This window comes from Plantibacter sp. MDV22-iso1, assembly GCF_058408345.1.
The window spans coordinates 357,892-373,497 of sequence record NZ_JBZVDY010000002.1 but is presented as its reverse complement, the minus strand read 5'-3'; the positions used below and the strand labels follow the sequence as shown (position 1 = coordinate 373,497).

17 protein-coding genes and 1 tRNA gene are annotated in these 15,606 nt (G+C 69.2%); 13 read left to right on the top strand and 5 right to left on the bottom strand.

Features of this window, described 5'->3' with window-relative positions:
* Nucleotides 1-26: 26 nt before the first annotated feature.
* Entirely contained in the window at nucleotides 27-1,100 is a 1,074-nt protein-coding gene (locus tag AC4PMY_RS12355) for an alkene reductase (RefSeq protein WP_491622861.1), read from the bottom strand.
* Nucleotides 1,101-1,337: 237 nt separating this feature from the next.
* On the opposite strand from AC4PMY_RS12355, the gene AC4PMY_RS12350 reads away from it, so the two are divergent.
* Nucleotides 1,338-2,606 (top strand): low temperature requirement protein A, encoded by a 1,269-nt coding sequence (locus AC4PMY_RS12350; protein ID WP_491622860.1) that lies wholly within the window; start codon nucleotides 1,338-1,340, stop codon nucleotides 2,604-2,606.
* On the opposite strand, the gene AC4PMY_RS12345 is transcribed toward AC4PMY_RS12350, so the two are convergent.
* Nucleotides 2,581-3,141: a DUF805 domain-containing protein gene (locus AC4PMY_RS12345; RefSeq protein ID WP_491622859.1), complete on the bottom strand. Its 561-nt coding sequence runs from the start codon at nucleotides 3,139-3,141 to the stop codon at nucleotides 2,581-2,583. The genes AC4PMY_RS12350 and AC4PMY_RS12345 overlap by 26 nt on opposite strands.
* A 249-nt stretch (nucleotides 3,142-3,390) precedes the next feature.
* Between AC4PMY_RS12345 and AC4PMY_RS12340 the strand changes: the two genes are divergently transcribed.
* From AC4PMY_RS12340 to AC4PMY_RS12315, 6 genes are all read left to right on the top strand, one after another.
* A tRNA-Trp gene (locus AC4PMY_RS12340) sits at nucleotides 3,391-3,463 on the top strand.
* Between the two features lie 41 nt (nucleotides 3,464-3,504).
* Entirely contained in the window at nucleotides 3,505-3,777 is a 273-nt protein-coding gene (secE, locus tag AC4PMY_RS12335; RefSeq protein WP_056014068.1) for a preprotein translocase subunit SecE, read from the top strand.
* Nucleotides 3,778-3,916: 139 nt separating this feature from the next.
* Complete coding sequence (nusG, locus tag AC4PMY_RS12330; protein ID WP_064294553.1) at nucleotides 3,917-4,873, top strand: transcription termination/antitermination protein NusG; 957 nt, start codon at nucleotides 3,917-3,919, stop codon at nucleotides 4,871-4,873.
* Nucleotides 4,874-4,966: 93 nt separating this feature from the next.
* Nucleotides 4,967-5,398, top strand: a complete 432-nt coding sequence (gene rplK, locus AC4PMY_RS12325) for a 50S ribosomal protein L11 (protein ID WP_056014074.1) — start codon at nucleotides 4,967-4,969, stop codon at nucleotides 5,396-5,398.
* Between the two features lie 114 nt (nucleotides 5,399-5,512).
* Entirely contained in the window at nucleotides 5,513-6,202 is a 690-nt protein-coding gene (gene rplA / locus AC4PMY_RS12320; protein WP_064294552.1) for a 50S ribosomal protein L1, read from the top strand.
* 79 nt (nucleotides 6,203-6,281) lie between these two features.
* Nucleotides 6,282-6,839, top strand: coding sequence for a GNAT family N-acetyltransferase (locus AC4PMY_RS12315; RefSeq protein WP_491622858.1), 558 nt, complete (start codon nucleotides 6,282-6,284; stop codon nucleotides 6,837-6,839).
* Between the two features lie 58 nt (nucleotides 6,840-6,897).
* On the opposite strand, the gene AC4PMY_RS12310 is transcribed toward AC4PMY_RS12315, so the two are convergent.
* Nucleotides 6,898-7,854, bottom strand: a complete 957-nt coding sequence (locus AC4PMY_RS12310) for an NADP-dependent oxidoreductase (protein WP_121289064.1) — start codon at nucleotides 7,852-7,854, stop codon at nucleotides 6,898-6,900.
* Nucleotides 7,855-8,155: 301 nt separating this feature from the next.
* Between AC4PMY_RS12310 and AC4PMY_RS12305 the strand changes: the two genes are divergently transcribed.
* Both AC4PMY_RS12305 and AC4PMY_RS12300 read left to right on the top strand, forming a co-directional pair.
* On the top strand, nucleotides 8,156-8,785 hold the full coding sequence (locus tag AC4PMY_RS12305; RefSeq protein WP_064294549.1) for a Pr6Pr family membrane protein: 630 nt from the start codon (nucleotides 8,156-8,158) through the stop codon (nucleotides 8,783-8,785).
* Nucleotides 8,782-9,555, top strand: a complete 774-nt coding sequence (locus tag AC4PMY_RS12300) for a DUF998 domain-containing protein (protein WP_167620518.1) — start codon at nucleotides 8,782-8,784, stop codon at nucleotides 9,553-9,555. The genes AC4PMY_RS12305 and AC4PMY_RS12300 overlap by 4 nt, the downstream gene beginning before the upstream one ends.
* On the opposite strand, the gene AC4PMY_RS12295 is transcribed toward AC4PMY_RS12300, so the two are convergent.
* Nucleotides 9,522-10,748 (bottom strand): ROK family transcriptional regulator, encoded by a 1,227-nt coding sequence (locus AC4PMY_RS12295; protein WP_071258753.1) that lies wholly within the window; start codon nucleotides 10,746-10,748, stop codon nucleotides 9,522-9,524. The two genes, AC4PMY_RS12300 and AC4PMY_RS12295, sit on opposite strands and share 34 nt — an antisense overlap.
* A 42-nt stretch (nucleotides 10,749-10,790) precedes the next feature.
* Nucleotides 10,791-11,453: a YqaJ viral recombinase family protein gene (locus tag AC4PMY_RS12290; protein ID WP_079003253.1), complete on the bottom strand. Its 663-nt coding sequence runs from the start codon at nucleotides 11,451-11,453 to the stop codon at nucleotides 10,791-10,793.
* 154 nt (nucleotides 11,454-11,607) lie between these two features.
* Here AC4PMY_RS12290 and AC4PMY_RS12285 point away from each other — a divergent pair, with 154 nt between their 5' ends.
* From AC4PMY_RS12285 to AC4PMY_RS12270, 4 genes are read left to right on the top strand one after another with little or no spacing between them, the layout of a single operon-like run.
* Nucleotides 11,608-12,354 carry a sugar phosphate isomerase/epimerase family protein gene (locus AC4PMY_RS12285; protein WP_064294545.1) on the top strand — a complete coding sequence of 249 codons (747 nt, stop codon included), beginning with the start codon at nucleotides 11,608-11,610 and terminating at the stop codon, nucleotides 12,352-12,354.
* Nucleotides 12,351-13,460 carry a Gfo/Idh/MocA family protein gene (locus AC4PMY_RS12280; RefSeq protein WP_071258759.1) on the top strand — a complete coding sequence of 370 codons (1,110 nt, stop codon included), beginning with the start codon at nucleotides 12,351-12,353 and terminating at the stop codon, nucleotides 13,458-13,460. Before AC4PMY_RS12285 ends, AC4PMY_RS12280 begins: the two co-directional genes overlap by 4 nt.
* Nucleotides 13,457-14,575 carry a Gfo/Idh/MocA family protein gene (locus AC4PMY_RS12275; protein WP_491622857.1) on the top strand — a complete coding sequence of 373 codons (1,119 nt, stop codon included), beginning with the start codon at nucleotides 13,457-13,459 and terminating at the stop codon, nucleotides 14,573-14,575. The genes AC4PMY_RS12280 and AC4PMY_RS12275 overlap by 4 nt, the downstream gene beginning before the upstream one ends.
* The gene (locus AC4PMY_RS12270) at nucleotides 14,572-15,606 is read left to right on the top strand and encodes a sugar phosphate isomerase/epimerase family protein (protein WP_491622856.1); all 1,035 of its coding nucleotides are present in this window, start codon (nucleotides 14,572-14,574) and stop codon (nucleotides 15,604-15,606) included. The genes AC4PMY_RS12275 and AC4PMY_RS12270 overlap by 4 nt, the downstream gene beginning before the upstream one ends.

Sequence of the window (15,606 nt, the reverse complement as noted above, 5' to 3'; positions counted from 1 at the left end):
CGACGAGGTGCCTCACCAGAGCGTGTTCAGCTCGCGAGGCGCGGGTAGTCGGTGTAGCCCTCGGCGCCCGGGCCGTAGAAGGTGGCCGGGTTCGGCGTGTTCTCCTCGTGCTCGCCCGCCCAGCGCTCGACGAGGTCGGGGTTCGCGATGGCGAGACGCCCGACGGCGACGGCGTCGGCGTGCGCGTGCTCGACGAGGGCGATCGCCTCGTCGCGCGTCGTGACGGTGCCGAAACCGCTGTTGACGATGAGCTTGCCGCCGAAGTGACCGCGCAGGTCCTGGACGAGCGCACCGGCCGGGTCCTCGTGGAGGATGCTGAGGTAGGCGAGGCCGAGCGGTGCCAGGGCGTCGAGCAGGGCCTCGTAGGTCGCGCGGACGTCGGCCTCGTCGGTCTCCGCCGTGTCGCCGGCACCGTTCATCGGGGAGATGCGGATGCCGACGCGCGCTGCACCGACCGCCTCGGCGACGGCGCTGACGACCTCGGCAACGTACGACGCGCGGGCCTCCGGGCTGCCTCCGGCGCGGTCGTCGCGCACGTTGGAGGCGGGGGAGAGGAACTGGTGCAGCAGGTAGCCGTTCGCGGCGTGGAGCTCGACGCCGTCGAGCCCTGCCTCGATCGCGTTGCGGGCGGCCTGGACGAACTCCTCGCGGACCGTGTCGAGCTCCTCGGTGGTCAGCGCGTGCGGGACGGGGTAGGGCTGGGCGCCGGCCGGCGTCCGGACCTCGCCGGCGATGGCGATCGCGCTCGGCGCGACGATGCGGTCGGTGCCGGTGATGTCGGTGTGCGAGACGCGGCCACCGTTCATGAGCTGCATGACGATGAGCCCGCCTGCTCCGTGCACGGCCTCCGCGACGCCCCGCCAGCCCTCGACCTGCTCGGGGGTGACGATGCCGGGCTGGCCCGGGTAGGAGCGCGACTCGGCGCTCGGGTAGGTGCCCTCCGTGATGATGAGCCCGAGTCCTGCGCGCTGGCTGTAGTGCTCGGCGACGAGGTCGCCGGGGACGCCGTCGGCGCCGGACCGCATGCGGGTGAGCGGGGCCATGACGACGCGGTTGGCGAGTTCGAGGTCGCCGAGTCGGACGGGGGCGAAGAGATCCATACGGGTGATGCCTTTCGTGGGGGTGCGGCACACGGACGACGCGGCCTCCGGACGCAACCCACCGGTGACCGTCGATATTCCGATGATGCTTCTGGACCTTGTGCATCTGGAATACTTCTTGCTAGGCTCACCGTGTGGTCGTCGGGCTCTGTCCCCGCAGCTCGCGACGAGCACGACCCGGTGTCGACGAATCCGAGGGGGAGGCGTCGGCACCGGGATCCCTGCCAGGATACGAAGATGCCCGCCCCCAGATTCGGTCTCGTCTCCGATCTCCGTCGCCCGGAGTCCGGCGAACGCGCCGAGCGCGTCACGTTCGTCGAGTTGTTCTTCGACCTCGTCTTCGTCTTCGCGCTCACCCAGCTGAGCAAGCTCATCGCCGACGACCAGAGCATCACCGCCGCCCTCGAGTCGATCGTCCTCATCCTGGCGCTCTGGTGGTCCTGGGTGTCCACGAGCTGGGTGACGAACTGGCTCGACCCGGAACGGCTCGCGGTGCGACTCGCGCTCATCGGCTTCGGCCTGTTGGCGTTCGTCGCGGCGGTGTCGGTGTCGGCGTCGTTCACCGACCGCGCGCTGGCGTTCGCCGTCGCCTACGTCGTGCTCCAGCTCGTCCGGACGCTGTTCATGGTCGTGGCGACCTGGCGGCACGACCGCGACGTGGCGCTGAGCTTCGCACGCGTCCTCGTCTGGACCGCGTTCGCCGCCGTCTTCTGGATCGCGGGCGCGCTGGTGCCGGCCGACTGGCAACTGGCGTTCTGGATCTGCGCCGTCGCCATCGAGTACGGCGGCGGGGCGCTCGGATTCCGGCTGCCGGGTGTGCGGGCCTCGAAGGTCGAGAGCTGGGAGCTCTCCGGTGCGCACCTCTCCGAGCGGGCGTCGCTCTTCATCATCATCGCGATCGGTGAGTCGCTGCTCGTCACCGGGTTCGCGTTCGTCGAGCTCGAGACGTCGGCCGCCGCCGTCGTCGGGATGCTGAGTGCCTTCGTCTCCGCGGTCGCGCTGTGGTGGTTGTACTTCCACCGCACGGAGGCGGCAGGACGCCGAGCGGTGGAGGCCGCCGAGGAGGAGGGCGACCGCGCCGACCGCGACGGAGGCCGACCCGGGCGACGGGGGCCGGGCCGTCTCGGACGCATCGCGCGCGATGGATACAGCTACGCCCACGTCGTGGTCGTCGCCGGGATCGTGCTCGTCTCGGTGGGGGACAAGGAGATCCTCGACCGACCCGCCGATGCCGTCGAACTCGCCGGGGGCGTCGTCATCCTCGGCGGCCCGGTCCTCTACCTGCTCGGGCTGTCGCTGTTTCGGTTCGTCGTCGACCGCGCCGTACCCCTCGCGCCGGTCATCGGCCTCGCGATGCTCGCGGGCTGCGCGGTCGCCGCGTTCCTCCTGCCGCAGCTCGGGGAACTCGTCCTCGGGTGTCTCTGCACCGGCGTGCTCGTCCTCGCCGCGATCGCCGACACGGTCCTCCCGGACCGGCGGGTCACTGCGGAGCGTCGCCAGGCTTGATCTGGGTGCCCTCGCGGTGCGGCCCCGTGTCGTAGCGGGCACCGCCCCGGTCACTCGGCTGCGCCGCGAGCCAGATGAAGAAGAACCACCCGAAGATCGGGACCAGGTTGATGAGCTGCCACCAGCCGCTGTGGTCCGTGTCGTGCATGCGGCGTGCGTTCAGCGACAGCCCCGGGATGATCGTCGCGAGACCCCAGATCCCGGACAGGATGCTCTGGACACCCCATGCGGGGCCTTGGGTGACCTGACCCTCCCAGAAACCGGCCGTCACCCCGGTCGCGACGTCGACACCGCGTCCGATCACCAGGAGTGCGGTGACGATGACGGCGTGGACGACCACCCACCACCAGAACTCGCTCCGGCTGGCCCGCCCGGTGAAGATCGGATACCGCTTCCAGAAGCGGAGGAACGCCTGGATCGGGCCGGCGCCCGGGAGCGGGCTGTCATCCGCAAACCGGGCCGGGATCCGGCGATCGTCCTCACGATTCATCTCCGCCGCCTTCGCGGTCACTGCGTGTTCGTCTGCGCTGCTCATCGGTCCCCCTGGGTCGAGTCGTCGTGCGTCCGAAGGAGCAACCCTACGCGAGCAAGCGCTCCGAGTGCAGGAGGAGGGATCCCTCGCCGGCGAGACCTGACGCCGGTTTTACAGCCGGGCGACCGTGCCGTACACTAGATGGAGGTAGTTGAAATCTGCCATGATTTTCTGCGCCTGTTTTCACCCGTGTGGTGAGGCAACGCACAGGAGGTCAGGGTAGCTTCGACCCCTCCGGTGCGTCAGCACTGAAGGGCGGTGGCTCAATTGGTAGAGCAGCGGTCTCCAAAACCGCAGGTTGCAGGTTCAAGTCCTGTCCGCCCTGCGAGTCGGTGCGTATGCACCGGCACACGAAAGGTGTAACGAGTGGCCCCGAAGAGTACCGACACGCCCGGCGAGGACGTCGTCGTCAAGGCGAAGGCGGACCGTGCCGAACGGCGCGGCTTCTTCTCGGGCATCGTCCTGTTCCTGAAGCAGGTCTTCGCGGAACTCAAGAAGGTCGTCACGCCGACGCGGAAGGAACTCCTCAGCTACACGGCTGTGGTGCTCATCTTCGTCTGCATCATGATGGCGCTCGTCTACGGCATCGACTTCGTCTTCGCCTGGGTCGTCACGCTGGTGTTCGGTACCGCGAGCTAGTTCCGCTCAGGTTCCGGTGCTCCGGCCCGGTACCCGGGTTCCACAATCACAGACGGCGACGCAGTCGTCACGCGCCAGGATCCGGCGCCGCGGTCGGGGATCACCCGCGATCCGCACAACAGAAACGGAATGGAAATCAGTGTCTGAGCGAAACTCGAACGACGTCGACTGGGCAACCGCTGCCGAGCAGTCCTCGGAGGACGACGAGGCCCAGGAGGGCAACGTGCTCTCGGCCGACGAGCACTCCGTCGACCCCGCTGAGCACAACGCCGTCCACGTCGAGGAGACCGGCGACACCGAGGTCGACCTCGACGCCGTGCTCGACGCAATGGCAGAAGCCGTCGACCCCGAGGCCGACGCCGTCGTCGACGACGCCCTCGAGCTCGATGAGGCCGCCGAGGTCGAAGCCGCAGCAGAGGCCATCGCCGAAGAAGAGGCCGACCCCACCGACGCCGAGCCCGCCGAGGAGTCCGAGGAGGACCCCTACGACGCGTTCCGCAAGGAACTCCGCTTCCTGCCCGGCAAGTGGTACGTCATCCACTCCTACGCCGGTTTCGAGCGCAAGGTGAAGGCCAACATCGAGCAGCGCAAGTCGACGCTCGAGGTCGCGGACTACATCTACCAGGTCGAGGTCCCCATGGAAGACGTGGTCGAGATCAAGAACGGCCAGCGCAAGATGGTCACCCGCGTCCGCATCCCCGGCTACGTGCTCGTCCGCATGGACCTCAACGAGGACAGCTGGTCGGTCGTCCGCCACACGCCTGGCGTGACCGGCTTCGTCGGCAACGCACACAACCCCACGCCGCTCCGCTTCGAGGAGTCCTTCAACATGTTGAAGTCGCTCGTCGAGGTCAAGGAGACCGCGCCCGTCAAGGGCTCCGGCACCAAGGGCAGCGCCACGCAGCAGCGTGTCATCCCCGCCGAGGTCGACTTCGAGATCGGCGAGACCATCACGATCAAGGAAGGCTCGTTCGCGGGTCTCCCCGGCTCCATCAGCGAGATCAAGCCCGAAAGCGGCAAGCTCACGGTGCTCGTCTCCCTCTTCGAGCGCGAGACGCCGGTCGAGCTCAGCTTCGACCAGGTCACCAAGCTCTAAGCCACACGGCTCCACAGTCCACCGCCGCCCGACGGGCGCGCGGGAGAGCGCACATCATCCGATGGCGCTCGAACCCCAGAAGAAGGAAGAAACATGGCACCGAAGAAGAAGGTCACGGGTCTCATCAAGCTGCAGATCCAGGCCGGCGCCGCAAACCCTGCTCCCCCCATCGGCCCCGCCCTTGGTCAGCACGGCGTCAACATCATGGAGTTCTGCAAGGCGTACAACGCGGCCACCGAGTCGCAGCGCGGCAACGTCATCCCCGTCGAGATCACCGTCTACGAGGACCGTTCGTTCACCTTCATCCTGAAGACCCCGCCCGCAGCGGAGCTCATCAAGAAGGCCGCCGGCGTCGCCAAGGGCTCCGGTACCCCGCACACCGTCAAGGTCGCGAAGCTCACCAAGGAGCAGGTCCGTCAGATCGCCGAGCAGAAGGCTCCCGACCTGAACTCGAACGACATCGACGCAGCCGCGAAGATCATCGCCGGCACCGCCCGCTCCATGGGCATCACGGTCGAGGGCTAACCCTCTCGACCCGCTTCGGGGACGCCACCAGGCGGAACCGCGCACGTCTCACTTTTTCACTCGTGGCAGCGCCGGCCAGGCGCAGATGACCACATTTCTCATAGGAGAACGCACATGGCACAGAAGTCGAAGGCCTACCGGGCCGCAGCCGAGAAGATCGAAGCTGACAAGTACTACACCCCGAACGAGGCCGTCGCCCTCGCCAAGGAGACCGGTTCCGCCAAGTTCAACAGCACCGTCGAGGTCGCCCTCAAGCTCGGTGTCGACCCGCGCAAGGCTGACCAGATGGTCCGCGGCACGGTCATCCTCCCGCACGGCACGGGCAAGACCGCCCGCGTCATCGTCTTCGCGACGGGCCCGGCAGCAGAAGCCGCGATCGCGGCCGGTGCTGACGAGGTCGGCGGCGACGAGCTCATCGCGAAGGTCGCCGAGGGCTACACCTCGTTCGACTCCGCGGTCTCCACCCCGGAGCTCATGGGCAAGGTCGGTCGTCTCGGTAAGGTCCTCGGTCCCCGTGGCCTCATGCCGAACCCCAAGACCGGCACCGTGACGCCGGACGTGGCCAAGGCCGTGTCCGACATCAAGGGCGGCAAGATCGAGTTCCGCGTCGACAAGCACTCCAACGTGCACTTCGTCGTCGGCAAGGCCTCGTTCGACGCTTCGCAGCTCGAGGAGAACATCAACGCCGCGCTCGAGGAGATCCTCCGCCTCAAGCCGTCCTCCTCGAAGGGCCGTTACATCCAGAAGGGCGCCGTGTCGACCACGTTCGGCCCCGGCATCCCGCTGGACGTCAACTCCATCTAGTCTCACCGGCACGAAGGCCCGGTCGCGTCACGCGACCGGGCCTTCGTCGTCCGACGGGGTGGCGTCGTACGATGCAGGGATGGTCTCCACCCGCACCGCCACGGCCGATGACGCCGCCACCCTCGCCACGCTGGCTGCAGCGACCTTCGCCCTCGCCTGCCCGCCCGGCACCGCGCAGGAACACATCGACGCGTTCATCGCCGAGCACTTCACCTTCGACCGGTTCACCGGCTACCTGGCCGATCCCGGACGCGCGCTCCGGCTCCTCGTCGACGACGATGACGGCACGGCCATCGGCTACACGATGCTCGTCTTCGGCGATCCGGTGGACGCCGACGTGCTCGCTGCGGTCACGCACCGTCCGACGGCGGAACTCAGCAAGCTGTACGTGCTCCCCGCGAGCCACGGTGCCGGCGGAGCGCGCACACTCATGGAGGCCACCCTCGACGACGCCCGGTCCCGAGGGGTGACGTCGGTGTGGCTCGGGGTGAACCAGCAGAACGCCAGGGCGATCCGGTTCTACGACAAGAGCGGGTTCACGGTCGTGGGGACGAAGACCTTCCTCGTCGGACCCGAACGGCACGACGACTTCGTCATGGAGCAGGTCTTCGGGAGCGCACTTCGACAGGCTCAGTGACCGGGGTGGGGCTCATTGACCGGTTCTCCGGTCCCTGAGCTTGTCGAAGGGCGGCAGCCTAGCCGTCGGCGACCTTGAGGACGATCTTGCCGCGTGAGTGTCCGCCCTCGAGGAGCACGTGGGCCTGCCGGACGGCGTCCAGGTCGAACACTTGGTCGACGAACACCCGGACGTCCCCGGACTCCAGCAGCCTGCTGATGGTGTCGAGCGTGGCACCGTCGGGTGCCACGGTGAACCGCGTCGCGCGGACGCCCGCGGCCCGGGCCTCCTCCTCGAGCGTCGGCCAGGAACCGGTCGGCGCGTTGATGATGAGCCCGCCCGGGCGGAGGACCCGCAGGGAACGCGACCCCGTGTCCTCCACGGTGTTGCCCACGAGGTCGATCACGACGTCGACCTGGTCGACGACGTCCTCGAACCGGTGCAACTCGTGGTCGACCGCCTGATGGGCGCCGAGTTCGCGCAGCCAACCGACATTCCGACCGGAGCCGGTGGCGATCACCCGCGCGCCGAAGTAGGTGGCGAACTGCACGGCGAAGTGCCCGACACCGCCGCTCCCGGCGTGGATGAGGATGCGCTGCCCCTCGTGCGCCTTCGCGACGTCGACGACCATGCCCCACGCGGTCAGTGCGGCGAGGGGGACCCCGGCTGCCTCGACGTGCGACAGGGTCGTCGGCTTCCGCGTCAGGCTCAGGGAGGACACCGTGACGTACTCGGCGTAGCTGCCGCCCGTCCGCGGGAAACTCGTCATGCCGTAGACCTCGTCGCCGGGCAGGAGGCCGGCCGCAGCGAAGGGCGACTCGACCACGATGCCGCTGAAGTCGTACCCGAGGACGGCCGGCATCGTCGTGATGGCCGAGGAGACGCCCCGGCCCGCGCGGGTCTTGGCGTCGACCGGGTTCACGCCGGCCGCGACGACCTTCACGAGGAACTCCGCCATGACCGGACGCGGTGTCGGTACGGTCTCCATCCGGAGGACCTCGGGGCTGCCGACGGCGTCGATCACCGCGGCTCGCATGGTCTCCGGTGCCGGCTTCACCGCGTCCGCGGTTGTCGCCAGAGACCAGGAGTGTCCGACTCCTTGACGCATCGAGTACTCCTTCGTCGTTCATCCCCCGAAAGCTCCACCCGGCGGAGGTCGGCTCGGCGACGAGTCTCGCTCCGGTGCGTGGTCCGGCTCTGTTCTCATCAAAGCCGTCGAATGAGTCGGCGCTGTTACGGGGGTGTCAATTGGCTGGAAACGATTCCCTCTCTTCGGGGCACAAGGCGGCCCGGCTGTCGCCCGATCGTCGGGAGCGTGCTTCCGATACAGTGGCGCAATGCGCGCACTGTTCGGAGTCATCAGGATCATCGCGGGTGGGGTGATCATCGCCGCCATCGTCGGCCAGTTCGTCTACACCCTGTCCTTCGGTGATGCGCCCGACGACTTCTTCGTCAACTTCTTCAGCTACTTCACGATCCTGTCGAACGCGCTGAGTGCGATCGTCCTGTTGGTCGGCGCCGGGTACTGCTTCCGGCTGCGACGCGATCCGGCCTGGTACAACCTCGTCCTCGGCTGCGTCGTGACCTACATGGCGACCACCGGCGTCGTCTACAATCTGCTGCTCCGCGGCATCGCCCTCGACCAGGGGCACACCCTCGGCTGGTCGAACGAGGTGCTGCACCTCATCGCACCGATCTACCTGGTGCTCGTCTGGATCGTGACGCCCGGCAAGTCCCGCCTGGAATGGCGTCAGGTGTGGGCGATCATCGCGTTCCCGCTCGTCTGGACCGTCTACACGATGATCCGCGGATCGATCGTCGGCTGGTACCCGTACCCGTTCCTCAACCCGGCTCAGCCCGGCGGCTGGGGAGCCGTCGTCGTCTACATGATCGCCATCGCCGGGTTCATCGGCCTGATGGGCTGCGCCGTCATCGCGTTGAGCCGGACGAGGCTCATCCGCGGATGACGGGAGCCACATCGGACCAGCGGGTCCCTCGCTCCTCGGCGGTCCGCCGTCGCCGGTCCGTCGCCCTCGCGTTCGCGATCATCGGTGGCGTGCTCGTCGTGGTCGCCACGGTCATGATCTGGGCCGCGCGTCTCAGTCTCGGTAAGAACAGCTACGTGAGCGGCCTCGGCGCCACCGGCGAGGTGACGGCTCCGGTCTTCAACGCGGCACTGCTCATGGTCGCGATCGGTGGTCTCAGCATCGCCGGAGCGCTGCAGCGAGTCCTCCCGTCCCGCGAGCCCGGTCAGCGCCGCACGAGGGTCGGACTGCTGCTCGTCCCCTGGCTGCTCGTCGGACTGTCGAGCCTGTGCTTCCTCGTGGCGTCCCGGGTGACCTGTACCTACGAGTGCCCGATCCCGTCGAACCCGCTGTTCACGCTCCAGGACGCGGTGCACATCTCCTTCGCGGTGCTGGGCTTCGCGCTCGCCTGCCTGGCGATGATCGGGTCGGCCCTCGGATCGCGGTTGCGCGCCGTCCGGCGGCTGTCCTGGTTCGCGGGGTCAGCCGTCGCGGTGATCGCGGGGCTCGGCGGCCTCCTCTCGCTCGCCGAGGTGGGGCAGCAGGTCGGGAGCTGGTTGGAGTTCGCGGCGATGACGATCGCCCTGTTCTGGCTCGTCGGATACGGCCTGGCGGAGGTGCTCGCCGTCGGGAAGGCGGACGACGACGGACGCCCTGGTTCCACAGTGGAGGACGCGCGTCAGGTCGATGCGGCGTCGAGCGCCCGAGGCTGAGTCATCGCGTCGATCGCGGGTGCGGACAGGGCGTCGCGCAGCACCATGATCGCCGCTCCCAAGACCCCGGCCTCCTCGCCGGCCGTCGAGGTGACGATGCCGAGGTGCCCGGTGGCGAGCGGCATCGACCGACGGTAGACCACTTCGCGGACGCCGGTGAGGAGATGTTCGCCGGCACGCGTCATCGTCCCACCGAGCACGATCACCGAGGGGTTCAGGAGGTTCACCACGACACTGAGCACCTCACCGATCTCCCGGCCGGCCTGCCGGGTGGTCTCGATGGCCGTCCGGTCGCCCGCGCGGATGAGCGCTGCGACGTCGCGACTGCTCATGGCGTCGATCCCGTGGGCGCGGAGCTCGGTGGCGATCGCCGGCCCGCTCGCGATGGCCTCGAGGTCGCGGTCGTCGTCGGCTGCGCGCGGGGAGTCCCGTCCGACGGGGACCTGCACATGCCCGATGTCGCCGGCCGCACCGAGTGCGCCGCGCTGCAGTTCGCCACCCGCGATGATGCCGGCACCGATCCCCGTGGACACCTTCACGTAGACGAGGTCGTCGGTGTCCGGCCAGGAGATCGCGTGCTCCCCGAGGGCGAGGACGTTGACGTCGTTGTCGACGAGGACCGGGACGTCGAGGGTCCGGCGGATGTAGGCGGGGACGTCGAAGCGGTCCCAGCCCGGCATGATCGGCGGGTTGGTCGGCCGTCCGGTGGAGTGCTCGACCGGTCCCGGCAGGCCGATCCCGATCCCGATGACCGGGGGAGCGACCGGCTGGGGTGTGGCCCACGTCTGCGGAGCGGCCAGCAGGGCCGACGCCGCTTCGACGACCCAGTCGAGGACGGGCTCGGGTCCTGCGGCGATCTGCAGCTCCGCGCGGCTCGTCGCGAGGATCGCTCCGGCCAGGTCGGTGACGGCCACCGTCCCGTGCGTCGCCCCCAGGTCGACGGCGACGACGACGCGCGCGAGCGGGTTGAACGCGATCCGTGCGGGCGGGCGGCCGCCCGAGGACGCGGCTTCTCCCGCGGGGCGGAGGAGGTCCGCTGCGACGAGGGCGTCGATGCGGAGGGAGACGGTGGAGCGGGCCAGACCGGTCAGGGCGCACAACTCGGACTTCGTGCGCGCCTCACCGCCGCGGAAGAGTTGGAAGAGGTCGCCGGCGCCCGGTGCTCCGGGGGAGGGGCGCAGCGGCTCGGTCATGGCCACAGTCAACCACCTCGGTCGACTTCTGTCGACTTGTCGTCAGAAGTCGAGGCTCACCAGGGGTTCCCGGAGCGGCCGAGCGACGGGCGCGGGCTCCGGGAGGACCGGGCGCCGGGCGGCCGGATTGGTGCGGTGGTACAGCTCGTCGATGAGCGCGTTCGCGAGGCCGACCAGCTTCGCGATCTCGGCGTCGTCGCGCTCGACCCACCGACAGAGCGGTTCGTCGTCGACGGGGACGAAGTCCTTGTGCTCCTCCCAGACCACGAGTGTCCGCTCCGCGCCGATCACGTATTGCTGCCACCACACCTGACGCAGGTAGTTGCGGGGGATCGAGCGCCAGGACTTCGTCGTGGTCTTGATCTCCGCGAGCACGACGGCCCCGCGCTCGGTCACGGCGATGCCGTCGGGGGTGGCGAGGTGACGGTGTTCGACCTCGGCCCGGAACAGCGCCGACGAGGGGTTGATCCCGTGCGTCGCGGCGACCCACCGGGCGATCTCGGGCTCGCGGGCGCGCCCGTGGTCGGTGAAGGCGTTGCCGGAGAAGCCCGTCCCGCCGAGCTTCGCGTCGGCCGCCCGCTGGATCGAGGCCGGGGTCGAGAGGGTGGCGACGTCGGTCGCGGTGATCCCGCGCGAACGAGCCCGCAGCCACGAGATGCGGTCGCTGGAGTCAGCGACGATCCGGGAGAGCAGAGCTGAGTTCACCTCTCCATTGTCCCCCACGCTTCCGACTCCTGCGGTATTCGTCGCCGGGGGAGTGGCGACCGGTGGGAGACTTTTGTTTGACCACCGACAGAAGTGTGGTTAGCCTGGATGTCGCAGCAGCGGCTGCCTGACACCATCATCATTGAGGAGCATCGTGTCGACTTCCCAACTCTCTGTCCAGCTCTACTCGGTACGGGAGCCGCTCACCGCGGATCGTGCCGCAGCGCTGCAGCGCCTGACCGAGATCGGCTTCCGTCAGGCCGAGCCGTTCGGCTTCGGTCCCGGCGTCAGCCTGCAGGACATCCACGATGCCGGCCTCGCCACCCCGAGCGCGCACGGCAAGGTCATCGCCGAGGGCATCGACCTGTCGGCGGCCTTCGGGGCCGCTGCTGAGCAGGGTGTTCAGGTCCTCATCGATCCCGCCATCGCCGAAGAGCGTTTCGCCACGGCAGAGACGGTCGCGTCGATCGCCGACGAGCTGAACGCCGCTGCGGCGGTCGCCGCCGGTCACGGGGTCCAGGTGGGCTACCACAACCACTGGTGGGAGCTCGAGGGCGACGTCGCGGGCACCAGCCCGCTCGAGCACCTCGCCGCACTCACCGACCCGGCCGTCGTGTTCGAGGTCGACACCTACTGGGTCGAGGTCGGTGGACGCCGCGCGGTCGACGTCCTCGGCGCGATCGGTGATCGCGTGCGCTTCATCCACGTCAAGGACGGTGACGCCTCCCGCGACACGCTGAAGCAGCTGCCCGCGGGTGCCGGGGTCGTCCCGGTGCTCGACATCCTCGCCGCGGCACCGCAGGCCCTGCGCGTCGTCGAGTTCGACGCGTTCGACGGCGACATCTTCCAGGGGCTCGAGCAGAGCTTCACCTACCTCACCACGAACGGAGTCCAGGCATGAGCAACAGCACCGGAACGGTCGGTGTCGGACTCATCGGCGCCGGCGTCATCAGCGACCAGTACCTCGGCAACCTGGTGACCTTCCCCGACCTCGACGTCCGGTTCGTCGCGGACCTCGACCTCGAGCGGGCGAAGACGCAGGCCGAGAAGTACGGGGTGCCCGGCCACGGCTCGGTCGCCGAACTCCTGGCCGACCCCGAGATCGAGATCGTCGTCAACCTGACCATCCCGAAGGTCCACGTCGAGGTCGCCATGCAGATCCTCGACGCAGGCAAGCACGTGTGGAGCGAGAAGCCCTTCGCGCTCGACCGTGAGAGCGGGCAGGCCCTGCTGGCCGCCGCGAAGGAGAAGGGGCTCCGCGTCGCCACGGCACCGGACACCTTCCTCGGCGCCGGCATCCAGTCCGCCCGCCGACTCGTCGAGGCCGGTGGCATCGGCCAGCCCCTCACCGCGCTGACCCTCATGCAGAGCCCCGGCCCGGAGTCGTGGCACCCGAACCCCGACTTCCTGTTCCAGGACGGCGCCGGTCCGCTCTTCGACATCGGCCCGTACTACATCACGGCGCTCGTGCAGCTGTTCGGGCCGATCGCCCGCGTCACCGCTCTCGCCTCACAGGCCTTCCCGCAGCGGACGATCGGATCCGGCCCGCGCGCGGGTGAGTCGTTCGACGTGACGGTGCCGACGCACGTGAGCGCCCTCTTCGAGTTCGAGAGCGGCCAGCTCGCGCAGAGCGTCTTCAGCTTCGACTCCAAGCTCGGTCGCACGCAGTTCGAGGTCGCCGGCTCGACCGGCACGCTCGTCGTCCCCGACCCGAACACCTTCGAGGGTGACCTGCTCGTCTACGGCGGTGGCGAGGAACCCGAGTCGATCCCGTCGACCGGTCCGACGCAGGGCCGCGGAACCGGTGTGGTCGAGCTCGCGCAGGCGATCCGCGCCGGTCGTCCCGAGCGTGCCTCCGGTGAGCTCGCCTACCACGTGCTCGACGTCATGGTCTCGACTGCCGAGTCGGGCCTGAGCCGCACCTCGGTCGACGTCGTCAGCACCGTGGAGCTCGCTCCCGCGCTCCCCGAGTCGTGGACGCCGGCGGACGGCACCTTCGGAGCATGACCGTGGCCGGTCCCGGTATCGCGGTGGTGGGCGGTGGCTTCATGGCCACCGTCCACAGCCGGGCGGCCCGCGCGGCGGGTGCCCGGCTGGTCGGTGTCGTCGCCTCGACGCCCGAACGCTCGCGGGAGGTCGCCGTGAACCTCGGGTTCGAGCGCGGGTACGGCTCGCTCGACGAGCTGCTGGCCGACCCGTCGGTCGACGTGGTGCACGTGTGCACGCCGAACGCGCTCCACGCCGAGCAGGCACTCGCGGCCATCGCGGCCGGCAAGCACGTGGTCTGTGAGAAACCCCTCGCGACCGACGCCGCGACCGCCGAGCGTCTCGTCACCGCCGCAGCCGAGGCCGGTGTCGTCGGCACGGTGCCGTTCGTCTACCGCTTCCACCCGCTCGTCCGGGAGGCCCGCGCGCGTGTCGCCGCGGGCGACCTCGGGACCCTGCTCACGATCAGCGGGTCGTACCTCCAAGACTGGTTGCTCGCGCAGGCCGACGACAACTGGCGGGTCGACTCGGCGGCCGGGGGCCGTTCGCGCGCCTTCGCCGACATCGGTTCCCACCTCGTCGACCTCCTGGAGTTCATCACCGGCGCGCACATCACCGAGCTGAGTTCGACGGTCCGCACCTTCTTCGCCGAACGCGCGAACACCCCGGAGGTCACGACCGAGGACGCGGCCGCGGTCGTCATCAGGCTCGAGGGCGGCGCCATCGGCACGCTGCTCGTCTCGCAGGTCGCGCCCGGTCGGAAGAACCGACTCCACCTCGAGGTCGCCGGGACGGAACTCAGCATCGGTTTCGACCAGGAAGCGCCGGAGACGCTCTGGCTCGGCCGTCGGTCGGGGACGCAGGTGCTGCCTCGCGACGCCGACCAGTTGCACCCGGACGCCGCACGCCTGTCCATCGTCCCCTCGGGGCACCCGATGGGCTACCAGGACGCCTTCAACGCGTTCGTGGCCGACAGCTACGCGGCGATGGCCGGACAGTCGCCGGACGGTCTGCCCGTCTTCGCGGACGGACTCCGAACCGCGCGCATCACCGAGGCCGTCCTGGACGCGGCCGACACCGGTCGCTGGGAAGCGATCGCCACCTCCACCGACGACGAGCAGAGGATCACCGCATGACCGACACCACCGCTAAGCAGTACGCGAGCCGCCTCCCGGTGACCCTGTTCACCGGACAGTGGGCGGATCTCCCCTTCGAGGAGGTCGCCCGTCTCGCCGCCTCCTGGGGCTATGACGGCCTCGAGATCGCGGCCTCGGGCGACCACCTCGACCTGAAGCGCGCGGATGAGGACGACGCCTACCTGCAGTCCCGCCTCGACATCCTCGACCGGCACGGCCTCGAGGTCTTCGCGATCTCGAACCACCTCACCGGCCAAGCCGTGTGCGACGACCCGATCGACTTCCGCCACCAGGCGATCGTCCGCGACTACACCTGGGGCGACGGCGACGCGGAGGGGGTGCGTCAGCGTGCGGCCGAGGACATGAAGCGCTCCGCGCGGGTAGCCCGCAAGCTGGGCGTCGACACGGTCGTCGGCTTCACCGGGTCGAAGATCTGGCAGTACTCCGCGATGTTCCCGCCGGTGCCGGCGTCCGTCATCGACGCCGGGTACGAGGACTTCGCGAACCGCTGGAACCCGATCCTCGACGTCTTCGACGCCGAAGGGGTCCGCTTCGCCCACGAGGTACACCCGTCCGAGATCGCATACGACTACTGGACGAGTGTCCGCACCCTCGAGGCGATCGACCACCGCCCGGCGTTCGGTTTCAACTGGGACCCGTCGCACATGATGTGGCAGGGCGTCGACCCGGTGGGGTTCATCGTCGAGTTCGCGAACCGGATCTATCACGTCGACTGCAAGGACACCCGGATCCGGCCGGCCACCGGTCACGCCGGCATCGTCGGCTCGCACCTGCCCTGGGGCGACCCGCGACGCGGCTGGGACTTCGTGTCGACCGGTCACGGCGACGTGCCGTGGGAGGACGCCTTCCGTGCCCTCTCGAGCATCGGCTACGCCGGGCCGATCTCCATCGAGTGGGAGGACGCCGGCATGGACCGCCTGCACGGAGCCGAGGAGGCCGTCGGGTACATCCGGAACCTGCTCTGGAAGTTGCCCGAGCAATCCTTCGACGCGGCGTTCAGCACCCAGTAG

What these genes read in the sequence shown, in the direction of transcription:
- AC4PMY_RS12280 (WP_071258759.1), top strand. Translation starts at nt 12,351, where the DNA reads ATGAGCAACAGCACCGGAACGGTCGGTGTCGGACTCATCGGCGCCGGC.
- rplK (WP_056014074.1), top strand. Translation starts at nt 4,967, where the DNA reads ATGGCACCGAAGAAGAAGGTCACGGGTCTCATCAAGCTGCAGATCCAG.
- AC4PMY_RS12270 (WP_491622856.1), top strand. Translation starts at nt 14,572, where the DNA reads ATGACCGACACCACCGCTAAGCAGTACGCGAGCCGCCTCCCGGTGACC.
- AC4PMY_RS12355 (WP_491622861.1), bottom strand. Translation starts at nt 1,100, where the DNA reads ATGGATCTCTTCGCCCCCGTCCGACTCGGCGACCTCGAACTCGCCAAC.
- AC4PMY_RS12310 (WP_121289064.1), bottom strand. Translation starts at nt 7,854, where the DNA reads ATGCGAGCCGCGGTGATCGACGCCGTCGGCAGCCCCGAGGTCCTCCGG.
- AC4PMY_RS12305 (WP_064294549.1), top strand. Translation starts at nt 8,156, where the DNA reads ATGCGCGCACTGTTCGGAGTCATCAGGATCATCGCGGGTGGGGTGATC.
- AC4PMY_RS12300 (WP_167620518.1), top strand. Translation starts at nt 8,782, where the DNA reads ATGACGGGAGCCACATCGGACCAGCGGGTCCCTCGCTCCTCGGCGGTC.
- AC4PMY_RS12295 (WP_071258753.1), bottom strand. Translation starts at nt 10,748, where the DNA reads ATGACCGAGCCGCTGCGCCCCTCCCCCGGAGCACCGGGCGCCGGCGAC.
- AC4PMY_RS12345 (WP_491622859.1), bottom strand. Translation starts at nt 3,141, where the DNA reads ATGAGCAGCGCAGACGAACACGCAGTGACCGCGAAGGCGGCGGAGATG.
- AC4PMY_RS12315 (WP_491622858.1), top strand. Translation starts at nt 6,282, where the DNA reads ATGGTCTCCACCCGCACCGCCACGGCCGATGACGCCGCCACCCTCGCC.
- rplA (WP_064294552.1), top strand. Translation starts at nt 5,513, where the DNA reads ATGGCACAGAAGTCGAAGGCCTACCGGGCCGCAGCCGAGAAGATCGAA.
- AC4PMY_RS12275 (WP_491622857.1), top strand. Translation starts at nt 13,457, where the DNA reads ATGACCGTGGCCGGTCCCGGTATCGCGGTGGTGGGCGGTGGCTTCATG.
- AC4PMY_RS12350 (WP_491622860.1), top strand. Translation starts at nt 1,338, where the DNA reads ATGCCCGCCCCCAGATTCGGTCTCGTCTCCGATCTCCGTCGCCCGGAG.